16 protein-coding genes and 4 tRNA genes are annotated in these 16,856 nt (G+C 55.7%); 13 read left to right on the forward strand and 7 right to left on the reverse strand.

What is annotated here, in order from left to right:
- Window positions 1-164 precede the first annotated feature (164 nt).
- The 3 genes from ACOSDR_RS06250 to ACOSDR_RS06260 are packed head-to-tail and all read right to left on the reverse strand — an operon-like array spanning window position 165 to window position 4,860.
- Window positions 165-3,113: a molybdopterin oxidoreductase family protein gene (locus ACOSDR_RS06250; protein WP_420730700.1), complete on the reverse strand. Its 2,949-nt coding sequence runs from the start codon at window positions 3,111-3,113 to the stop codon at window positions 165-167.
- Between the two features lie 35 nt (window positions 3,114-3,148).
- The gene (locus ACOSDR_RS06255) at window positions 3,149-3,925 is read right to left on the reverse strand and encodes a TIGR02186 family protein (protein WP_420730701.1); all 777 of its coding nucleotides are present in this window, start codon (window positions 3,923-3,925) and stop codon (window positions 3,149-3,151) included.
- A complete protein-coding gene (locus tag ACOSDR_RS06260) occupies window positions 3,922-4,860 on the reverse strand; it encodes a sulfite exporter TauE/SafE family protein (RefSeq protein ID WP_420725150.1) in 939 nt (312 codons plus the stop codon). Before ACOSDR_RS06260 ends, ACOSDR_RS06255 begins: the two co-directional genes overlap by 4 nt.
- A gap of 224 nt (window positions 4,861-5,084) precedes the next feature.
- Here ACOSDR_RS06260 and ACOSDR_RS06265 point away from each other — a divergent pair, with 224 nt between their 5' ends.
- Window positions 5,085-5,309, forward strand: coding sequence for a sulfurtransferase TusA family protein (locus tag ACOSDR_RS06265; RefSeq protein WP_420725149.1), 225 nt, complete (start codon window positions 5,085-5,087; stop codon window positions 5,307-5,309).
- A 3-nt stretch (window positions 5,310-5,312) separates the two neighbouring features.
- Here the strand turns inward: ACOSDR_RS06265 and fliN are convergent, their stop codons facing one another.
- Window positions 5,313-5,636 (reverse strand): flagellar motor switch protein FliN, encoded by a 324-nt coding sequence (fliN, locus tag ACOSDR_RS06270; protein ID WP_420725148.1) that lies wholly within the window; start codon window positions 5,634-5,636, stop codon window positions 5,313-5,315.
- 116 nt (window positions 5,637-5,752) lie between these two features.
- Between fliN and ACOSDR_RS06275 the strand changes: the two genes are divergently transcribed.
- Window positions 5,753-6,802, forward strand: a complete 1,050-nt coding sequence (locus tag ACOSDR_RS06275) for a tetratricopeptide repeat protein (protein ID WP_420725147.1) — start codon at window positions 5,753-5,755, stop codon at window positions 6,800-6,802.
- 9 nt (window positions 6,803-6,811) lie between these two features.
- Window positions 6,812-7,573: a YdcF family protein gene (locus tag ACOSDR_RS06280; protein ID WP_420730702.1), complete on the forward strand. Its 762-nt coding sequence runs from the start codon at window positions 6,812-6,814 to the stop codon at window positions 7,571-7,573.
- Between the two features lie 14 nt (window positions 7,574-7,587).
- On the opposite strand, the gene ACOSDR_RS06285 is transcribed toward ACOSDR_RS06280, so the two are convergent.
- The 3 genes from ACOSDR_RS06285 to rlmB all read right to left on the reverse strand — a co-directional run bounded on the left by ACOSDR_RS06285 (window position 7,588) and on the right by rlmB (window position 11,002).
- Window positions 7,588-9,123, reverse strand: coding sequence for an O-antigen ligase family protein (locus tag ACOSDR_RS06285; RefSeq protein WP_420730703.1), 1,536 nt, complete (start codon window positions 9,121-9,123; stop codon window positions 7,588-7,590).
- Between the two features lie 852 nt (window positions 9,124-9,975).
- Window positions 9,976-10,051, reverse strand: a tRNA-Thr gene (locus ACOSDR_RS06290).
- Between the two features lie 54 nt (window positions 10,052-10,105).
- Complete coding sequence (gene rlmB / locus ACOSDR_RS06295) at window positions 10,106-11,002, reverse strand: 23S rRNA (guanosine(2251)-2'-O)-methyltransferase RlmB (RefSeq protein ID WP_420730704.1); 897 nt, start codon at window positions 11,000-11,002, stop codon at window positions 10,106-10,108.
- Between the two features lie 204 nt (window positions 11,003-11,206).
- Between rlmB and ACOSDR_RS06300 the strand changes: the two genes are divergently transcribed.
- The 10 genes from ACOSDR_RS06300 to rplL all read left to right on the forward strand — a co-directional run bounded on the left by ACOSDR_RS06300 (window position 11,207) and on the right by rplL (window position 16,690).
- Window positions 11,207-11,291, forward strand: a tRNA-Tyr gene (locus tag ACOSDR_RS06300).
- A 100-nt stretch (window positions 11,292-11,391) separates the two neighbouring features.
- Window positions 11,392-11,465: transfer RNA gene (locus ACOSDR_RS06305), tRNA-Gly, on the forward strand.
- A gap of 118 nt (window positions 11,466-11,583) precedes the next feature.
- Entirely contained in the window at window positions 11,584-12,774 is a 1,191-nt protein-coding gene (gene tuf / locus ACOSDR_RS06310) for an elongation factor Tu (RefSeq protein WP_420725130.1), read from the forward strand.
- Between the two features lie 82 nt (window positions 12,775-12,856).
- Window positions 12,857-12,932 (forward strand) — tRNA-Trp (locus ACOSDR_RS06315).
- Window positions 12,933-13,306: 374 nt separating this feature from the next.
- Window positions 13,307-13,498: a preprotein translocase subunit SecE gene (gene secE, locus ACOSDR_RS06320; RefSeq protein WP_420725143.1), complete on the forward strand. Its 192-nt coding sequence runs from the start codon at window positions 13,307-13,309 to the stop codon at window positions 13,496-13,498.
- A 75-nt stretch (window positions 13,499-13,573) separates the two neighbouring features.
- Complete coding sequence (nusG, locus tag ACOSDR_RS06325; protein ID WP_420725142.1) at window positions 13,574-14,104, forward strand: transcription termination/antitermination protein NusG; 531 nt, start codon at window positions 13,574-13,576, stop codon at window positions 14,102-14,104.
- Window positions 14,105-14,263: 159 nt separating this feature from the next.
- Window positions 14,264-14,695 carry a 50S ribosomal protein L11 gene (gene rplK / locus ACOSDR_RS06330; protein ID WP_420725141.1) on the forward strand — a complete coding sequence of 144 codons (432 nt, stop codon included), beginning with the start codon at window positions 14,264-14,266 and terminating at the stop codon, window positions 14,693-14,695.
- 5 nt (window positions 14,696-14,700) lie between these two features.
- A complete protein-coding gene (rplA, locus tag ACOSDR_RS06335) occupies window positions 14,701-15,399 on the forward strand; it encodes a 50S ribosomal protein L1 (RefSeq protein WP_420725140.1) in 699 nt (232 codons plus the stop codon).
- Between the two features lie 349 nt (window positions 15,400-15,748).
- The gene (rplJ, locus tag ACOSDR_RS06340; RefSeq protein WP_420725139.1) at window positions 15,749-16,258 is read left to right on the forward strand and encodes a 50S ribosomal protein L10; all 510 of its coding nucleotides are present in this window, start codon (window positions 15,749-15,751) and stop codon (window positions 16,256-16,258) included.
- Between the two features lie 54 nt (window positions 16,259-16,312).
- On the forward strand, window positions 16,313-16,690 hold the full coding sequence (rplL, locus tag ACOSDR_RS06345) for a 50S ribosomal protein L7/L12 (RefSeq protein ID WP_420725138.1): 378 nt from the start codon (window positions 16,313-16,315) through the stop codon (window positions 16,688-16,690).
- The last annotated feature ends 166 nt before the right edge of the window (window positions 16,691-16,856 follow it).

Here is a 16,856-nt window from a genome sequence, read left to right on the forward strand (position 1 = left end):
CTGTGTCCCTCCCGTGGTGTTACGCTTATGAGGAACCCACCGGCCCCTATCTTCGTCACCCCGGACGTGATCCGGGGTCCAGAGCGGCCCGAAGACTGGTGCGATGCGGCTCTGGATTCCCGCCTTCGCGGGAATGACGGCACTTTGTGGTTGGATTGGGGCGGTCATTGATTTCCTCCCTCTTTATGGCCTTTTTGATTGCCGATCCATTCCGCCATTGGGGCGGCGGGTTTGCCGGATGGATCGGGGTGCAGATCCTTGCCATAGCGCAAAACGCCGTCAGTCGAGACTGCGCTGGGGGCCAGTTCAGGCACCTCAAACCGCTCAAACATAGGTTCTGTCGCCCCGGCCTCGTCTTCGGGGCATTTTTCCAGGCGCACCTTCAAATCATACCAGGCAGCCTGGCCCGTCACCGGATCGGCATTGGCATAGCGGAAGCCGTCGCCCTGGGCAGGCAGCAATTCCGGTATGATGTGGTTCAGCAGGAACCCTTTCTCCGTCTCTGGTGCACCGGGTTTCAGGCCCCAGGCCCCCTTACGCTTGCCAATCGCGTTCCAGGTCCAGATGGTGCCTTTTTCAACGCCATGCATGGTTTTGATCTGGGCTTTCACGCGGCCCTGGGGGCTGATGATCCAGACCCAATCCTCATCGCCGGCATCGATAGTCGCGGCGGTTTCGGGATGCAGATACAGGCGATTCTGATTGGTGATTTGTCTTAGCCACGCATTTTGCCCCCCCCAACTGTGATACATATGCATCGGGCGCTGGGTGATGGCATGCAGGGTATAGTCCTGTGCTGTGGCCGTAGTTTCAAACGGTGGATACCAGAAGGGGATTGGATCGAAATAGGTTTCGACGCGGTGCCTGTGGCGGTCTGGCGGCACGGCGGGGCCAAATCCCTGGGCTGCCAGTCGGAACTTTTGCAAAGGTTCGGAATATATCTGCATGACGATGCGGTCCGTGGACGGAATCCAGCCCATTTTATGGGCGCGGGTCAGATAGTCCTTATTGCCGTGCTTTAACCAGGATTCGGATTCCGTAAAGGGGTCCTCCCAAAATCCACCATTGTCGATATAGCGTTGCAGCTGGCCTTGATTGGGCGCGCCCCGGCCTTGATCCGTGCCAAACTCACCGCGCCATCCGGCCAGCGGACCAATGCCCGGCGCGCGTTCGTGATTGGTGATGTAATCCTGATAGCCGCCGGGGTAAGCGGGGCTGCCCTCTGCCGTGACGAAACCGGGCAGTTTCAGGCGTGCACCCAATTCGATCAGGACATCCTGAAAGGGCCGCACATCGCGGTCCAGCGGGACGACCGGGTGGCGGATCGCATCGGCTGGTCCCTCAGCACTGCAGATCGGGCGGTCCAGCAGAGAGATACAATCCCACCGCTCCAGATAGGTCGTATCGGGCAACACCAGATCGGCATAAGGAACCGTTTCTGAATAGAAGGCATCGGAATAGATGATCTTGGGGATTTTATAGCTGCCATCCTCATTCGTATCGGTCAGGTAATGCAGCACGCCCGGCACATTCATCGAGCTGTTCCAGCCCATATTGGCCATATACATAAACAGCACATCAATGGGATAGGGGTCGCCCTTCCAGGCATTGTGAATGACCATTTGCATCAGGCCATGGGCGGCCAGCGGATGTTCCCAGCTATAGGCCTTATCGATGCGTTTGGGCGTGCCGTCCGGATTGATCAGTAGGTCTTCCGGACCGGTGGGAAAGCCCAATGGCATCCCTTCCAGGGGCTTGTTGGCCTCTGATCTATGGCCGGCCGGTTTTGGTCCCGGCGGCACCGGGCGTGGGAAGGGTGGCTTGGAGCGAAAACCGCCTGGCACATCAATCGTGCCCAGGATCATTTGCAGCAAATGCAGGATGCGACAGGTATGAAACCCGTTGGAATGGGCTGAAACACCGCGCATGGCATGCAGGGAGACGGGCCGACCGATAATCTTGGTCTGTTTGCGCCCGGCCCAATCGGTCCAATCGACGTCCAGTTCTATGCTGCGCTCAAACGCGGCATGGGCCAGTTCTGCGGCAATCCGTCGGATCGTTTCAGCGGACACGCCACAGGATTTTTCCGCCTCTTCCGGCGAATAGCTTTTATCCAGAAACCGCTTTGCCATCAGGTGAAAGGCCGGGACGGCCCGCTGACCGGCAATATCGACGCTGCCGTTCATCACCGGGGAACCGCCGGCTTCCAGCGCGCTGACCAGTTTCTTGGTTTTACCGTCCAGAATCAGGGGGTTTCCATCGCGATCGCGGGCAAACAGGCCATCATCTGCCGTGCCCGGCGCCTGAATAACCAGCCAGGGGGCGTTGGTGTATCGGGCCAGATAATCCCAATCGATTTTCTCCGCCGCCAGCAATTCATGGATCAGCGCCCCGGCGAACAGGCCGTCTGTCCCAGGGCGGATGCCAACCCATTCATCGGCAATCGCGGAATAGCCTGTCTTTACCGGGTTTACCGAAACAAACTTTGCCTCGCCGCGGCTTTTGAGATGGCCCAGGCCCATTTTGATTGGATTGCTGTCATGGTCTTCAGCGACGCCAAACATCATGAAATACAGGGTGCGTTCCCAATCCGGCTCGCCAAATTCCCAAAAGGAACTGCCGATGGAATACAGCCCACCCGCAGCCATATTGACCGAACAGAATCCCCCATGGGCGGCAAAATTAGGCGTCCCAAACCGCCCTGCCCACCAGCCGGTCAGCGACTGGCTTTGGTCGCGCCCGGTAAAAAATGCCAATCGTTTGGGGTCTGTTTTGCGGACATCCGACAACCAGTCTGTCGCCAGATCCATCGCCTCAGACCATTCAATTTCTTCAAATTCCCCGGATCCGCGCGGACCAACGCGTTTCAGGGGCTTCGTCAAACGCCCCGGGGATTTGTAATTCATAATCCCGGCGGACCCTTTGGCGCACAAGACCCCCTTGTTGATCGGGTGATCAGGATTGCCATCGATATAGCGGACTTCATCATTTTTGAAATGGACGCGGATACCGCAGCGACAGGCACACATATAGCATGTTGTGTATTCGGTCCGATCAATGGCGTTTGGGGTAACATCCACCTGCTCTTGAACGGTCGTAAAGGGTCCTGACATTATCCTACCTTAACAAATTGATACTGACGTCGCGGTTACAGTTTCTGGAAGATCCAGTTGGCAGCCAATCCGGCAAATCCGGCAATGAAGATCGCGGCCAGGCCATATAAGGCCGGTTGCATGTAAGCTGTTCTGTAGACTTGCGCCCCAAAACCTTCCTTGTTCACAAACAGGGGCGTTGTCTGGGCTGCGGCGACCTGACCATCGCGCACCAGCAATGTTTCGACCGTATAGGTCCCAACAGGCACATTGGTGGGGATCAGGACCGAGGCTCGAAACAACTGTCGGCCCCGACGTTCAACCACGCCCGCATCTGGACTGAACAGGCCGATGGCGACCTTGTTTCGCAAGACGGAGGCCGCAAACTGGTCATAGTCCTTCTGACTGAGGATATCATCGGTTTGCAGGCGAATGTTTTCCAGGCCGATCTGGTGCCGTCGCAATGCACTGGGAGGTAAATCCAGTCCGGATTTTGCAGTCGTGGCGACGCTGTAGAAGGACGGAACACCTTTGAACTCAACAGATTCTGTATTCATCCAGATACCGGCCACTCGGTCTTTCCGACGCGCCACGATATCTTGTTTTGGCCCGTGGACGACAACGACAATATCACCATCGCCCTGCATCGTTCCAAATAACAACAATTCCTCGCCGGTGAAACCTGCGGTTATCGCGACCAGATGGTTGTCCAGGTCTGCGACCAAAGGCTCATCCGCGCTGAGTGATGCCGGGATCAATAAAAACAGGCTCAGGATGCAGCGCGGCCAGGACAGGCGCAATCGAAAGGCAGGGCGAGACGGGACTGCGATCATTGCGGCCCCGCCTTGTCGCTAACCGCGACAATCGAATACACGTCATCAGGCGTGATGACCAAATCAAACAGCAACTTACCACAGACCATCAGCACCATTACGGCCAACAGGCTGCGCAACTGCTCTCCTTTCAGCTTGGCCCCAATCTTCGTTCCGAACTGGGCCCCAATGACTCCGCCGATTAACAGCAACATCGCCAGAACCACATCCACGGTCTGATTTAATGTGGCCTGAAAGAATGTCGCATTGGCGCTGACGAAGATAATCTGAAACAGGGATGTCCCTACCACAACATTGGTCGGCATACCCAACAGATAAATCATTGCCGGCACCATGACAAAGCCCCCGCCGACCCCCATGATTGCGGTCAGGATTCCTACCAGGAAGCCAATCCCGATGGGCAGAAGAAGGCTGATATACAGCTTTGACTTTCGAAATCGGAACTTCAGCGGCAGGCCATGCATCCAATTGTGCTGGTGCAATTTGCGCTGCATGCGACCGCCGGATTTTTTGCGGGACCGCAGCAGGGACCGCAGGCTTTCCGCCATCATCAAGCCACCGATGATGCCCAGGAAAATCACATAGGATAACTTAATGACCAGGTCGATCTGACCCAGCGTTTGCAGGAATTTGAAAACGAAAACACCCAGTGTCGATCCGACCACACCTCCTGACAGCAACATCAGGCCCATCATCAGATCAACATTGCCCCGCCGCCAATGCGCCAGAACGCCCGACACGGAAGAGGCGATAATTTGATTTGCGCCCGTGCCGACAGCCACCGGGGCTGGGACGCCCAGAAAAATCAGCAGGGGGGTCATAAGAAAGCCGCCCCCGACCCCAAAAATACCCGACATGACCCCCACACCCGCGCCCATCCCCAGAATGAGGAAGATATTCACCGACATCTCGGCGATCGGCAGGTATATATGCATCTGCGCGTCGGCCCCCATTTGCGGCGCGGTGTCCTTGCGTTTAAGATATCCCCCAACGATATCTTAAGAAACGCGCAGTGCGCAGGCCGCCTAGGTAAATGTGATTGCTGAGTTAATCACCATCCCCACAATGGCCCGCGCCTGCCCCTGTCGTCAATCCGGGCAACAGACAAAAAATGTGCGTTGATTTATGTTAATTGCGATAAATGGAAGCGGATCGTTACATGAAGACAGTTGAACTGGATGCAACGGGCCTGAAATGTCCCCTGCCGGTTTTGAAGGCGCGTAAGGCACTTAAGGGACTGGCGCCGGGGGACCGGTTGGACATTCGTGCGACAGACCCTGGCTCTCCGGCGGATATTCGCGCGTTTTGTGAGACTTTTGGCCACAGCCTGGAGGCAAGCGAACCCGAATCCGGTGTATTCCTGTTCCAAATTCTAAAAGGCTAAAGTCTAATCGTCGATTTGGGATTTGTTGTAGATTTCGGTGAATGATACGGCTAGGTGATCGTCCACCACGACAATCTCGCCCCGACCGATCGGCATGCCGTTACAGCGCACCTCAACGGTATCGCCAACCTTGCGGTCCAATTCAATCACGGCGCCGCGCCCGATTTTCAGCAAGTTTGCGACTTTCATTTCAGCAGTGCCCAGCACCGCCGTGATATCGACGGAGATTTTATTGACCGCGCTGCTGTTGCTCGCCTTGCCGATCACTTTTTTAGCGGCGGCGGCCAAAGCGCCGTTTTCTTCCTCGCCGCCCTTTTCCTCAGCCATGAAAGCCTCAATTTCTCAATAGAATTTCAACACAAGTCACTCTACGCTGTGATTCGGAACCACGTCCATCCGATATCGGCTTGCCAACAGGGTGGCCTGGGGGTCAAAACAGCGCCATGAAAGCCATGCCCAATTCCCTCATTCTGCGTTTCGTGTCTGTGATTGTGATCCTGTTTGGTATCAGCACGGCAGGGTATGCGGCGGATATTGCTGCCCTGCAGGCGGGGGCAGCGGCAGGCAAGGCAGAGGCTCAGTATCAGTTAGGCCTGGCCTATGAATCCGGCGATGGTGTCGGGCAGGACGATTTTCAGGCGGTTCGGTGGCTGCGGGCTGCCGCCGAACAGGACTATCCACCCGCAGCCTTGGATCTGGGGTGGATGTTGGCCAATGGCTATGGTGTTTCCAAGGATCTGGATCAGGCATATTTCTGGTTCGTCCGGGCCACGGCATTGGGGGCGCACGGGGCGGCGGATCAGCGCGATGCCCTGGCGCGATCTTTGGATGCGGACAGGCGGGCCCAACTGGCACAGGACGCATTGGCGGGTCTGTCGGTTCCAATCCCGACAACGGCGCAGGCGCCGTCGCTTGCGGTCGCCTCTGATCCTGTCCTACAGCCGGGGGATACAGTACAGGCCTTGCGCCTGAAACTGAATGCCGGGGGTGGGCTGGATGTCCTGGCCAAATTGCGCCTGTTGGCCCAGGATGGCGATATTCAGGCCCGGAATCTGGTCGGTCTTGCCTTGCGTCGCTCCACGGATCCCAATGACCGCACGCAGGGGATGGATTGGCTGATCGCAGCGGCGCAGAATGGCTTGCCGGCGGCTCAGTACAATGTTGCGTCGGCTATGATGGAAAATGCCCGGGAAAACCCGGCGACCGGGTTGGATAGCCGCGCAGTAGATCGATGGCTGGATATGGCCCAGGATGGCAGCACGCCGGCTGCCCCGGATGATTACAATGCCGTCGCCCGTGAATTTGCGGCCCGCGCAGGAATAAAGGATGCCTATCGCGCGGCGGTCCAGGGATCAGAGGGCGCCTATCCTGAGTTGCGGGAACTCATCCGCCTGAAACGACAGGAATTGGCGGCGCAACAGGACTTTCTCCGGCGATTGGGTAATACGCCCCCGCCCGCATCCGGTGCCATCGAGAGCACAATTATCCAATAAGGTCATGGGATGAAATCATTCGGCGCTGATATTCTTCCTAATCTGGCTCTTTGGGGTGTGCTTCTGGGGGTCTTGTTTCTGTGCATCCGTCAGGGTTTGAGGCGTGGCAATCTGCTGCTGAAACTGTCAGCGTTGCTTCTTCTTGTGCTGTCATTGCCGGTGTCTTCCAGGATCGCATCAGAAATATGGGCTGTGGAGGCGCAAGATTTCGGCCTGTCACAACCCTCGCCCAATATGGCGGTTCTGGTTTTTGGGGGCGGGTTGGGCTCTGACGACCATGGGAACATCTGGCCCAGCGGCAATTCATTGATGCGTGGGTTTGAGGGAATGTGGTTGGCAGCACGGCTTAGCGCGCCTCTATTGATTTCGGGGGGCATCACTCATGGGGAAGGCCGATCAGAAGCCGAAGCCATAGCAGAATTTTTGAATTTTAGAGGATTTTCGGGCAAAATTTATGTCGAAAGGGAGTCTCTGAACACATGGGAAAACGCCAATAATTCCTATGCGATCCTGCGGCAGAACGGATGGACGGGGCTGTATGCTGTCACTGATATGATCCACTCCCGGCGTGCTGTGGCTTGCCTGCGGGCGGCGGGTGTTTCCGATGTTCGTTTCTGGCCGACCGGTTCGGGGCCTGCTGCTGTAATAGACGCGGCGGATTTCCTGCCAACGGTCAGTGGCCTGTCCCGGTGGCGTATCTTAGGCTATGAGATTTCAGCGACTGTCTATTACAGCATAACGGGTCGCATCACTCTGGCAGATATATTTTGATCGACGACTTTCAATCAACGAGCAGTCTTGGATCTGCGGGCGCCGATCGGTATTGCGCATGCAGCGCCGATCATCAGCCATAACAGTCTCTGATACCCAATTTCATGGGTAATGCTGAACAGGCCAAAACAAACACTGATAACCAGTGCCCAAAGCCCTGGTGCCGCCTTTATGGAAACCATTCGAACTTGATTTGAATGGTGTGTGATGAGGTCCCGAACCTTGGGTAGTAGAACCATGCACGGATACCAAAAGGCACCGATAAAGCCGACAAGACCGGTTTCAGCAAGAATCCACAAATACGTTGAGTGGATAACAATTTTCTCGCCGGTGGCACTCATGATGGAATGAATGCCCCATCCCAGACCAGCCCCGAAGACAGGGTTCTGCAGGAAAGCCTGCAGCGCGGCCTGGACGGACAGCAATCGCGCCGTGATCGAACTTTCAATGAAAAGCAGGTGCGTGATTGCGCGGAATCGCCTGTCACGCGGTACTGAAGGAGGAGACATGATACTCTGTATGTAGTCGATTGCCTCGGTCGCCAGGACACCCCCAACCTTCCAAAGCACCAGCGCCGACATTGCGGCTATCAACAGGCGGCGTCGCTGATGTTTTAAGTGAAACCCCAAAATCAGTGACAGGATCACGGTCGAAATGATTCCCGTCAAGGAGCCACTCTGCAGAATGGCATAAATCAAAATCGTGATTGCAACTGTAAAAAGGGCACCGGGTAACTGCTTGTTTGGTTTAAAGGTGGCGATGCAGAGGCCAAACACGATTAGAGTCTGAAAAGCGAAACTGTTCCGATTCGTGGCGAATCCCTCAAAATTGAGCGGTGGCTGAGTGTCCAGAAGTCCGGAGGCATAGCCAAGTCGTGCGCAGCTATGGACAAGAACTACCGATACCGTGGTTGCTAGAATGGTTTCCAGCATTCTTTTGCGGCCAACAGCGCCGAAGACGGTGATTATTGCTGCGCCACAGACCGCATATCCCATAAGCACGACCCATCCGGCAAGTCGGTTTGTCAGTGCCCAGGACGTCACACCAAACTTATCAACGCCGATCAGAAATGTCAGGCCAAGGATTATGGTCATACCCGCAAGCCAGCACCAGGCAAGGCGCGGCAATCTGAACATCACATTCACCCTGAACGCCACGAATATGATGCCGGTAGCAAGAAACCCTAAGGCGATGGGGTCTGCCAGGTTAAGGGTGATGGTCAAGCCACCTAAAGTAAATTTGAACTGAAAAAACAACAAAATGGCCGCGAACAGGCCAAACCATAAGACAAGCGATGCGGTTGTCGTAGTCCGGGCGATGTTACCGCTGGACGGGTGCATCAAATGTATAAATTTTAGGCCGGATTCAGGGGGTGTCTCGTTTCTCACCCTATCTCTTGGTGTTGTTTGAAAGAGGGCCAGAATTAGGGCGGAGGCGACGGCTTGGCCCAGCCCAAAAGTGATGGCGGCCAAGACGGAGATACCGGGGCTTACCCCAGATATGCCAAAAACAAAGAGTGCCGCGAGCTCACGAACGCCCCAGCCGTTCAATCCGATCGGCAAGGCAGCGGCGAAACAAACCACAGCGGCGCCAGCCAACAGAATGGTGAAATCGGTATCGGCACCAGATGCGCGCAAGATAAGGGAAAAGCTGATCAGAGCCAGCACTTGTGAAACAAGACTGCAGATTACAACTCTTGAGAACTGTTTCAGGACCAGCGGGACATCGCCAGCAGCCTGCAGTCGCGCAAAATGAAACCGCCTGCCCCACCACAGGCTCAACAGGCCTGCCAAGGTTATGGCAGCACCGAATTGCCAAACTTGGATATCCAGATTGATTGATGTGGTTAGGTATTCCCGACATAGGATCCACAGTCCCAACAGGGCCATAAGTCCTGAAATCAATATCCAGCCAAGCCTGCCTTGAATCGTCCCATGCGCCGTTTGTGGACCCACATCGCTTCTGCTTCCAAAGGTTGTCACAAACAGCCCGCGACATATTAAGGAAGGCAGAGCGCGCCATTCTTTGGCGGGGTTAGAAAGTCGCATTTGAAAGCGGTGGCTGTGACACGCGTCGATGATGGCGGTCAGCAGAAGCAGAACCACAATAAAAGGCAGGATGTATAAAAAGGGTAAGAGACTAAAATCAATGAAATCTGTAGATTTCAAAGGCAGCATTGCCAGCGCGAACAGCAGGCCCGTTACGCCTAGCGAAAGGATGGCGCGGATGCGCCTCAACGGATGGAACAATGGGATATCTCTTCCTAGTCAATTTGCCAGAGTGATCCGCATTGAAACAGATTCTAGAAAGAAAGGTCTTTTAAAATGCTCTGGATCTTTTGGTTAGAAGGGTAACAGGGTGCCATAAAAACAGCGCCGCACCCTTTAATTTCAGAAAAAAACTGGTGCCGGATGCAGGAGTCGAACCCGCGACCTTCGGTTTACAAAACCGCTGCTCTACCAGCTGAGCTAATCCGGCCCATAGCGCTCTCACGACTATTTGGATGGGGTCTAGCCTTGCTCGCGGTGAAAATCAATCCTCTATCTTCTGTGGCTGAGAATTTACAGCGGCAAAAAGGGCGACTGCGGCTGCATTGGAGACATTCAGCGATCCCACCGCGTTTGGTCGCATGGCGATTTTCAGAATTTTATCACAGGCTTCTTCAGTCAGCCTGCGCATGCCGTCCCCTTCCGCTCCTAATACCAGGGCGATGGGTCGGTCCATCGGCAGGGCGGATAAGGTTTCTTGGGCTGCACCAGACAAACCCACGGTCCAATATCCCAATTGCTTGATATCTGCCATTGCACGGGCCAGGTTCCCCACCCGGACAAGCGGGGTGGTTTCCAGCGCGCCAGAGGCCGCCTTTGCCAGTACGGCAGTTTCCGGCGGGGCATGCCGATCCTGGACAATGACCGCTGCGGCCCCGAAAACGGCGGCAGATCTTAAGATTGCGCCAACATTGCGGGGATCGGTCACCTGATCCAGGACCAGGATGGGGTGGCCCTGTTGCGCATCGGGAAGGTCTGTCAACGCCAGGGGCTCCAGCGGAAAGACATCCAGGGCGAGGCCCTGATGAACCTCATCCGGGCCGGTCAGACGTTCAATCTCGTTGCGGTCCACCACTTCCGGCGTGATGCCTCGCTGTTCTGCGGCCTGCTGGATCACCTCCAAAGCGTTTTTTGTCGCCAGCAGACGATTGATCCGGCGCTCTGGATTAGCCAAAGCCGCCAGAACGGGATGGGTTCCCGTCAACCAATAGCGATTGCCGCCAGGAACCTTCGGGCCACCTTTTCGGGCCTCTTTTCCACGGTTTGATTTTTGGCCGGCGGCATTTTCAGTGGAGCCGGGATCACGGGGGGCCTTCTTTCCAAAATGCCCGGCTTTGCGTGCATCTCTGGCGGGGCCTTTAGAAGGAGTGTGTTTTATCATGACATGGCTCTTACGATGAAGTCTGCGCTGCGGCAAGAGAGCAAGATACAAAATATGCCAGTCTCCTGCGATATGACCCAGTCTTCTGCGATATGACCAAGTCCCTTAGAATAGTTGCATGTTTTCCAGATATTGTCCGTTGACAAGAACGGGAGGGAACACTAAACCCCGTTTCGCCGTGCGACACGGCTGCGTCGGTATCGTGGAGGGATGCCCGAGTGGTTAAAGGGGACGGACTGTAAATCCGTTGGCTATGCCTACGTTGGTTCAAATCCAACTCCCTCCACCACCGACGAGCGCCTGATGGGCTGTGACCCTGTAGGCTGGCTGATTTGTCGTGATGTGCGGTGTCATAGGGCAAAAGACTTGGCCCTGTGGCTATGTTTTTTGCGGGTGTAGCTTAATGGTAAAGCTCCAGCCTTCCAAGCTGGCTATGAGGGTTCGATTCCCTTCACCCGCTCCAGTAAGTCGGCGCAATTGGTCGGCCCGAACAGTTGGTTAAGGGTGCCTGTCGCGGGTTTTCGCAAGGCAATGGTCATCAGCGATCCGGATCGGTCGCAAACGGTAGGGAAGCGGAGAACATGGGTAAGGAAAAGTTCCAGCGTACGAAGCCGCATTGCAACATCGGCACGATTGGTCACGTTGACCATGGTAAGACGACGTTGACGGCAGCGATCACGAAAGTGTTGGCGGAAACCGGCGGCGCGTCGTTCATGGATTACGCGAACATTGATAAGGCGCCAGAAGAGAAGGCGCGCGGTATCACGATCAACACGGCGCACGTTGAGTATATGACGGATGCGCGTCACTATGCGCATGTTGATTGCCCTGGCCACGCGGATTACGTGAAGAACATGATCACGGGCGCGGCACAGATGGATGGCGCGATCCTGGTTGTGAACGCCGCGGACGGCCCGATGCCACAGACCCGCGAACACATTCTGCTGGCGCGTCAGGTTGGCGTTCCTGCGATTGTTGTGTTCCTGAACAAGGTTGACCAGGTTGACGACGAAGAGTTGTTGGAACTGGTTGAGATGGAAGTGCGCGACCTGCTGTCGTCTTATGATTTCCCTGGCGACGATATTCCGATTATTGCCGGTTCTGCCCTGGCAGCATTGGAAGGCCGTGACGAAGCGATCGGCAAGGCGAAGATCCTGGAACTGATGGCGGCTGTTGACAGCTATATCCCTCAGCCGGAACGCCCGAAGGATCGTCCGTTCCTGATGCCGATCGAAGACGTGTTCTCGATCTCTGGTCGTGGGACTGTTGTGACGGGCCGCGTTGAGACGGGCATTGTGAAGGTTGGCGAAGAAATTGAAATCGTCGGCATCAAGGCGACGCAGAAGACGGTTGTGACGGGTGTTGAAATGTTCCGCAAGCTGCTGGACAGCGGCGAAGCGGGCGACAACATTGGCGCGCTGTTGCGCGGTGTTGGCCGGGATGATGTGGAACGCGGACAGGTTCTGGCGAAGCCGGGCTCGATCACGCCGCACACGGTCTTCAAGGGCGAAGCCTATATTCTGACGAAGGATGAAGGGGGCCGTCACACGCCGTTCTTCACGAACTATCGTCCTCAGTTCTATTTCCGCACGACGGATGTGACCGGTATGGTCGAACTTCCGGAAGGCACGGAAATGGTGATGCCGGGTGATAACGTATCGATGCAGGTCGAACTGATCGCCCCGATCGCCATGGACGAAGGTCTGCGCTTTGCTATCCGCGAAGGCGGACGCACCGTCGGTGCAGGCGTCGTCGCGTCGATCATTAAGTAAGGGTATCATATAAGGTTTGGTCAAAGTGCGGGGATTGTTTAAGATCCCCGCACCTGTGACAGCACAGTACACGTTCGCGTGAAGGGGTATAGCTCAGTTGGTAGAGCGACGGTCTCCAAAACCGTAGGTCCAGGGTTCAAGTCCTTGTGCCCCTGCCAGATTTCTTAATCAGATCAATTGCTTGATTGGTCAGATTGAGGTGGGAGTGGAAAAAGTCACCGTTGCATCCGCCGAGTTTGCTCGCGGGTGCGCGTGACTTTTTTATGGTGTGGACACGTTTTTTGCGTTTCGGGTGTTGTACTCTGGGCTCAGAGGGCTTAAACCACGCCGGTTTCGCGGGGCGCAGTTCCCGCGTTTTCCGCATGGCGAAATCAGACGCGATCTGACGGGGCGCCTGTGGGATGAAGATTGAAGTGGTTCGGGCGCCTTGTCCAGAGCCCAGGTGGCTTGAGAAATCAAACCGCCCAACATAGGTAAAAGCATAACCGCAAGGGCGTACCCCAGGCGGCGCGATAAGGTGGAACGAAGGATTATGGCGAAGACAAATCCCGCACAGTTCGTCCGGCAGGTTCGGCAAGAGGCCAATAAGGTCACTTGGCCCACCCGCAAGGAAACCGGCGTCGCGACCCTGATGGTGTTTGTTATGGTCGTTATCATGGCGTTGTTTTTTCTGGCCGTGGACGGCGTGATCGCCTTTTTGGTGCAATTGATTCTTGGGCAGTAAGCCTGGAATTTTGAATGGAAATTAAAGGATGCGCATGACGGTCATGCGGTCCCGTGTTGGAACGAGAGGTTGGACGTGGCGAAACGCTGGTACGTAGTGCACGTGTATTCGGGCTCGGAAAAAAAGGTCGCCGAGTCGATCATGGAGCAGGTGAAGACACAGGGCCTGGAAGATATGTTCGAAACAGTTGAGGTTCCGACCGAAACCGTTGTCGAAATGCGCCGCGGCAAGAAAGTGAACGCAGAGCGCAAGTTCTTCCCAGGCTATGTGCTGGTCCATTGCGAAATGAACGATCTGACCTGGCATCTGGTCTGCAATACGGCAAAGGTTTCCGGTTTCCTGGGCGCGGATAAGAGTCCGTCGCCGATTTCGGAAAAAGAAGCAATGCGCATTCTGGAGCAGGTCAAGGAAGGCGTTGATCGGCCCAAACCGTCGATCACGTTTGATATTGGCGAGCAGGTGCGTGTCAGCGACGGGCCCTTCACCTCCTTTAACGGCACCGTTGAAGATGTGGATGAAGAAAAAGCCCGGCTTAAGGTTTTGGTGTCGATCTTCGGTCGCGCGACACCGGTTGATCTCGAATATTCTCAGGTTGAAAAACTCTGAGGCTGTTCGGATCGGCAATAGCGATCGAAAAACCGTCGCGGTAGGCCTGTCCCGGAAAAGACCACCGGGGGCCGTTACACCCGCGGCGTGACCTAGCATCGGAAGATTGCCCCTGAAGGGTGAGGCGCCGATGTCAACAAAGAGAGATAGAGGTTCGAAATGGCAAAGAAGAAAATCGCGGGCTACATCAAGCTCGAAATCAAGGCGGGGCAAGCAAACCCGTCTCCGCCAGTTGGTCCTGCATTGGGTCAGCGCGGTATTAACATCATGGAATTCTGTAAGGCTTTCAACGCCGCGACTCAACAGATGGAACCCGGCACGCCGACCCCTGTTGTGATCACGGCCTATGAAGACCGCAGCTTCACCTTTGTGACCAAGACCCCGCCGGCAGCCTATTTCCTGAAAAAGGCCGCCAAGATCGGCAAAGGATCTGGTGTGCCGAACAAGGATAAGGTTGGTCAGGTAACGCTCGCCCAGGTGCGCGAGATTGCCGAAACCAAGCTGAAAGACATGAATGCTGTCTCCGTGGAAGCAGCGATGGAATCCATTAAGGGTTCTGCGCGCTCCATGGGCATTACGGTTGTGGGGTAACGGTCATGGCAAAGCTGAGCAAAAGAATGAAGGCCGTCTATGAGGGCCTGGACCGCAACAAGCAATATGGTCTTGAAGAAGCGGTTGGGTTCCTGACCAAGGCGAAAAAGGTGAATTTTGATGAATCCATTGAAATTTCGCTGAATCTGGGCATTGACCCACGCCATGCGGATCAGCAGGTCCGTGGCGCGTGCGCCCTGCCGCACGGTACGGGTAAAACGGTGCGTGTGGCCGTGTTTGCGCGTGGCGATAAAGCGGATGAAGCCAAGGCAGCCGGTGCTGATTTCGTCGGGGCGGAAGACCTGATGGAACAAGTACAGGGCGGCATGATGGATTTCGACCGTGTCATCGCGTCCCCGGACATGATGGCCATCGTTGGTCGCCTTGGTAAGGTGCTGGGTCCGCGCGGCCTGATGCCGAACCCGAAGCTGGGCACGGTAACGCCAAACGTGGCGGATGCTGTGAAGGCTGCGAAAGCCGGTGAAGTTCAGTTCCGTGCCGAAAAGGCCGGGATCGTGCATGCCGGTATTGGCAAGTTGAGCTTCTCTCCTGATCAATTGGCAGAAAATGTTCGTGCCTTTGTTGGTGCGATCCAGACTGCCAAGCCGTCGGGCGCAAAAGGCACCTTCATTCAGAAGGTATCGATTTCGTCGACCATGGGTCCGGGCATTAAGCTGGACCTGGCATCGGCACAACCGCAATAACCTGCGGCTGAAGAATTCAGGGTGGTGGCCTTTGGGCCATCGTCCTGGAGAGTGCGCAGCATGATCGCCGACCCATCTGGGGATCATGCTGTAAATATCTGTCCGAGATTGACGGTGGTTGGAAAAGCGATTTCGCCAATCTGACCTTAAGCGGGCCTTCTGGCCGTCATGAGATAGGTAGGACTGGAATAAAGGATGATTGAGTTCGGTTCGGCGACGGATTGCTCTTGGTCATTTCCATCCTCCCGGGCAGGAAGGCGGGCGCGTCACGTGGGCGCGTTCGATTTTGAAAACCGGTTCCAATAGATCCCGTGTGGATCAGGCGGAACCAAACTAGCGGAGACGATCAGTGGACCGTTCAAAAAAGGAAGCCCTGGTCGCCGAGCTGCACGAGACGTTTGAAACGGCCAGCCTGGTGGTTGTTACCAGCCAATCAGGTTTGACCGTAGCAGAAGTCTCGGACCTTCGGCAGAAGATGCGCGACGTGGGTGCTGGTTACAAGGTAACCAAAAACACGCTCGTTCGTTTGGCGCTGAAGGGAACGAAGTTTGAGCACCTGAACGAGGTGTTCACGGGTCCGACGGCGATTGCCTTCTCAAAAGATCCGGTTGCGGCTGCCAAAGTGGTGACCGACTACCAGAAGACCAATGAGAAGATTTCAATCGTTGCCGGGGGGCTTGATGGCTCCGGGCTTGATGCCGAACAAGTCGTAGCGTTGGCAAAACTGCCATCACTGGACGAATTGCGGGGCAAGCTTGTGGGACTTATTCAGACCCCTGCCACACGGATTGCTGGCGTGCTTCAGGCACCTGGTGGTCAGTTGGCGCGCGTGTTCGCAGCGTATGGGAATTCAAATTGAGGAGCGGCTCGGGACAATCACGAGTCAACACAACTGCCTTAGGAGTGAATTGAAATGGCTGATCTAGAGAAACTGGCCGACGAGCTCTCAAACCTGACCGTCATCGAGGCGGCTGAGCTCTCGAAAATGCTTGAAGAAAAATGGGGCGTTTCTGCTGCAGCACCGGTTGCTGTCGCAGCGGCTGCTGGTGGCGGCGATGCTGCTCCGGTTGCTGAAGAAAAAGACTCCTTTGACGTTGTTCTGGCCGCCGCAGGCGAAAAGAAAATCAACGTCATTAAAGAAGTCCGTGCCATCACTGGCCTGGGCTTGAAAGAAGCTAAAGACCTCGTCGAAGCTGCGCCGAAAGCCGTAAAGGAAGGCGTTGCAAAGGACGAAGCCGAGAAGCTGAAGAAGCAACTCGAAGAAGCTGGCGCTACCGTCGAGCTGAAGTAATCGGGTTACGTCGCAAGGGGACAAACCGGCCTGGTCCGGGGTTCTCTTGCGACGGCGTTTACAAGGGGGGCGAGGCCATTCGGCGTCGTCCCTCGACGCGCCTCAGAGTCCCGGCGCGCTGCGAATGCGGCGATGGATGGGAAAATGGGGTGCGAAACCGGGACGA

Source organism: Hwanghaeella sp. 1Z406 (genome assembly GCF_048892425.1).
In the GTDB taxonomy this organism is placed as follows: Bacteria; Pseudomonadota; Alphaproteobacteria; order UBA8366; family Aestuariispiraceae; genus Pacificispira.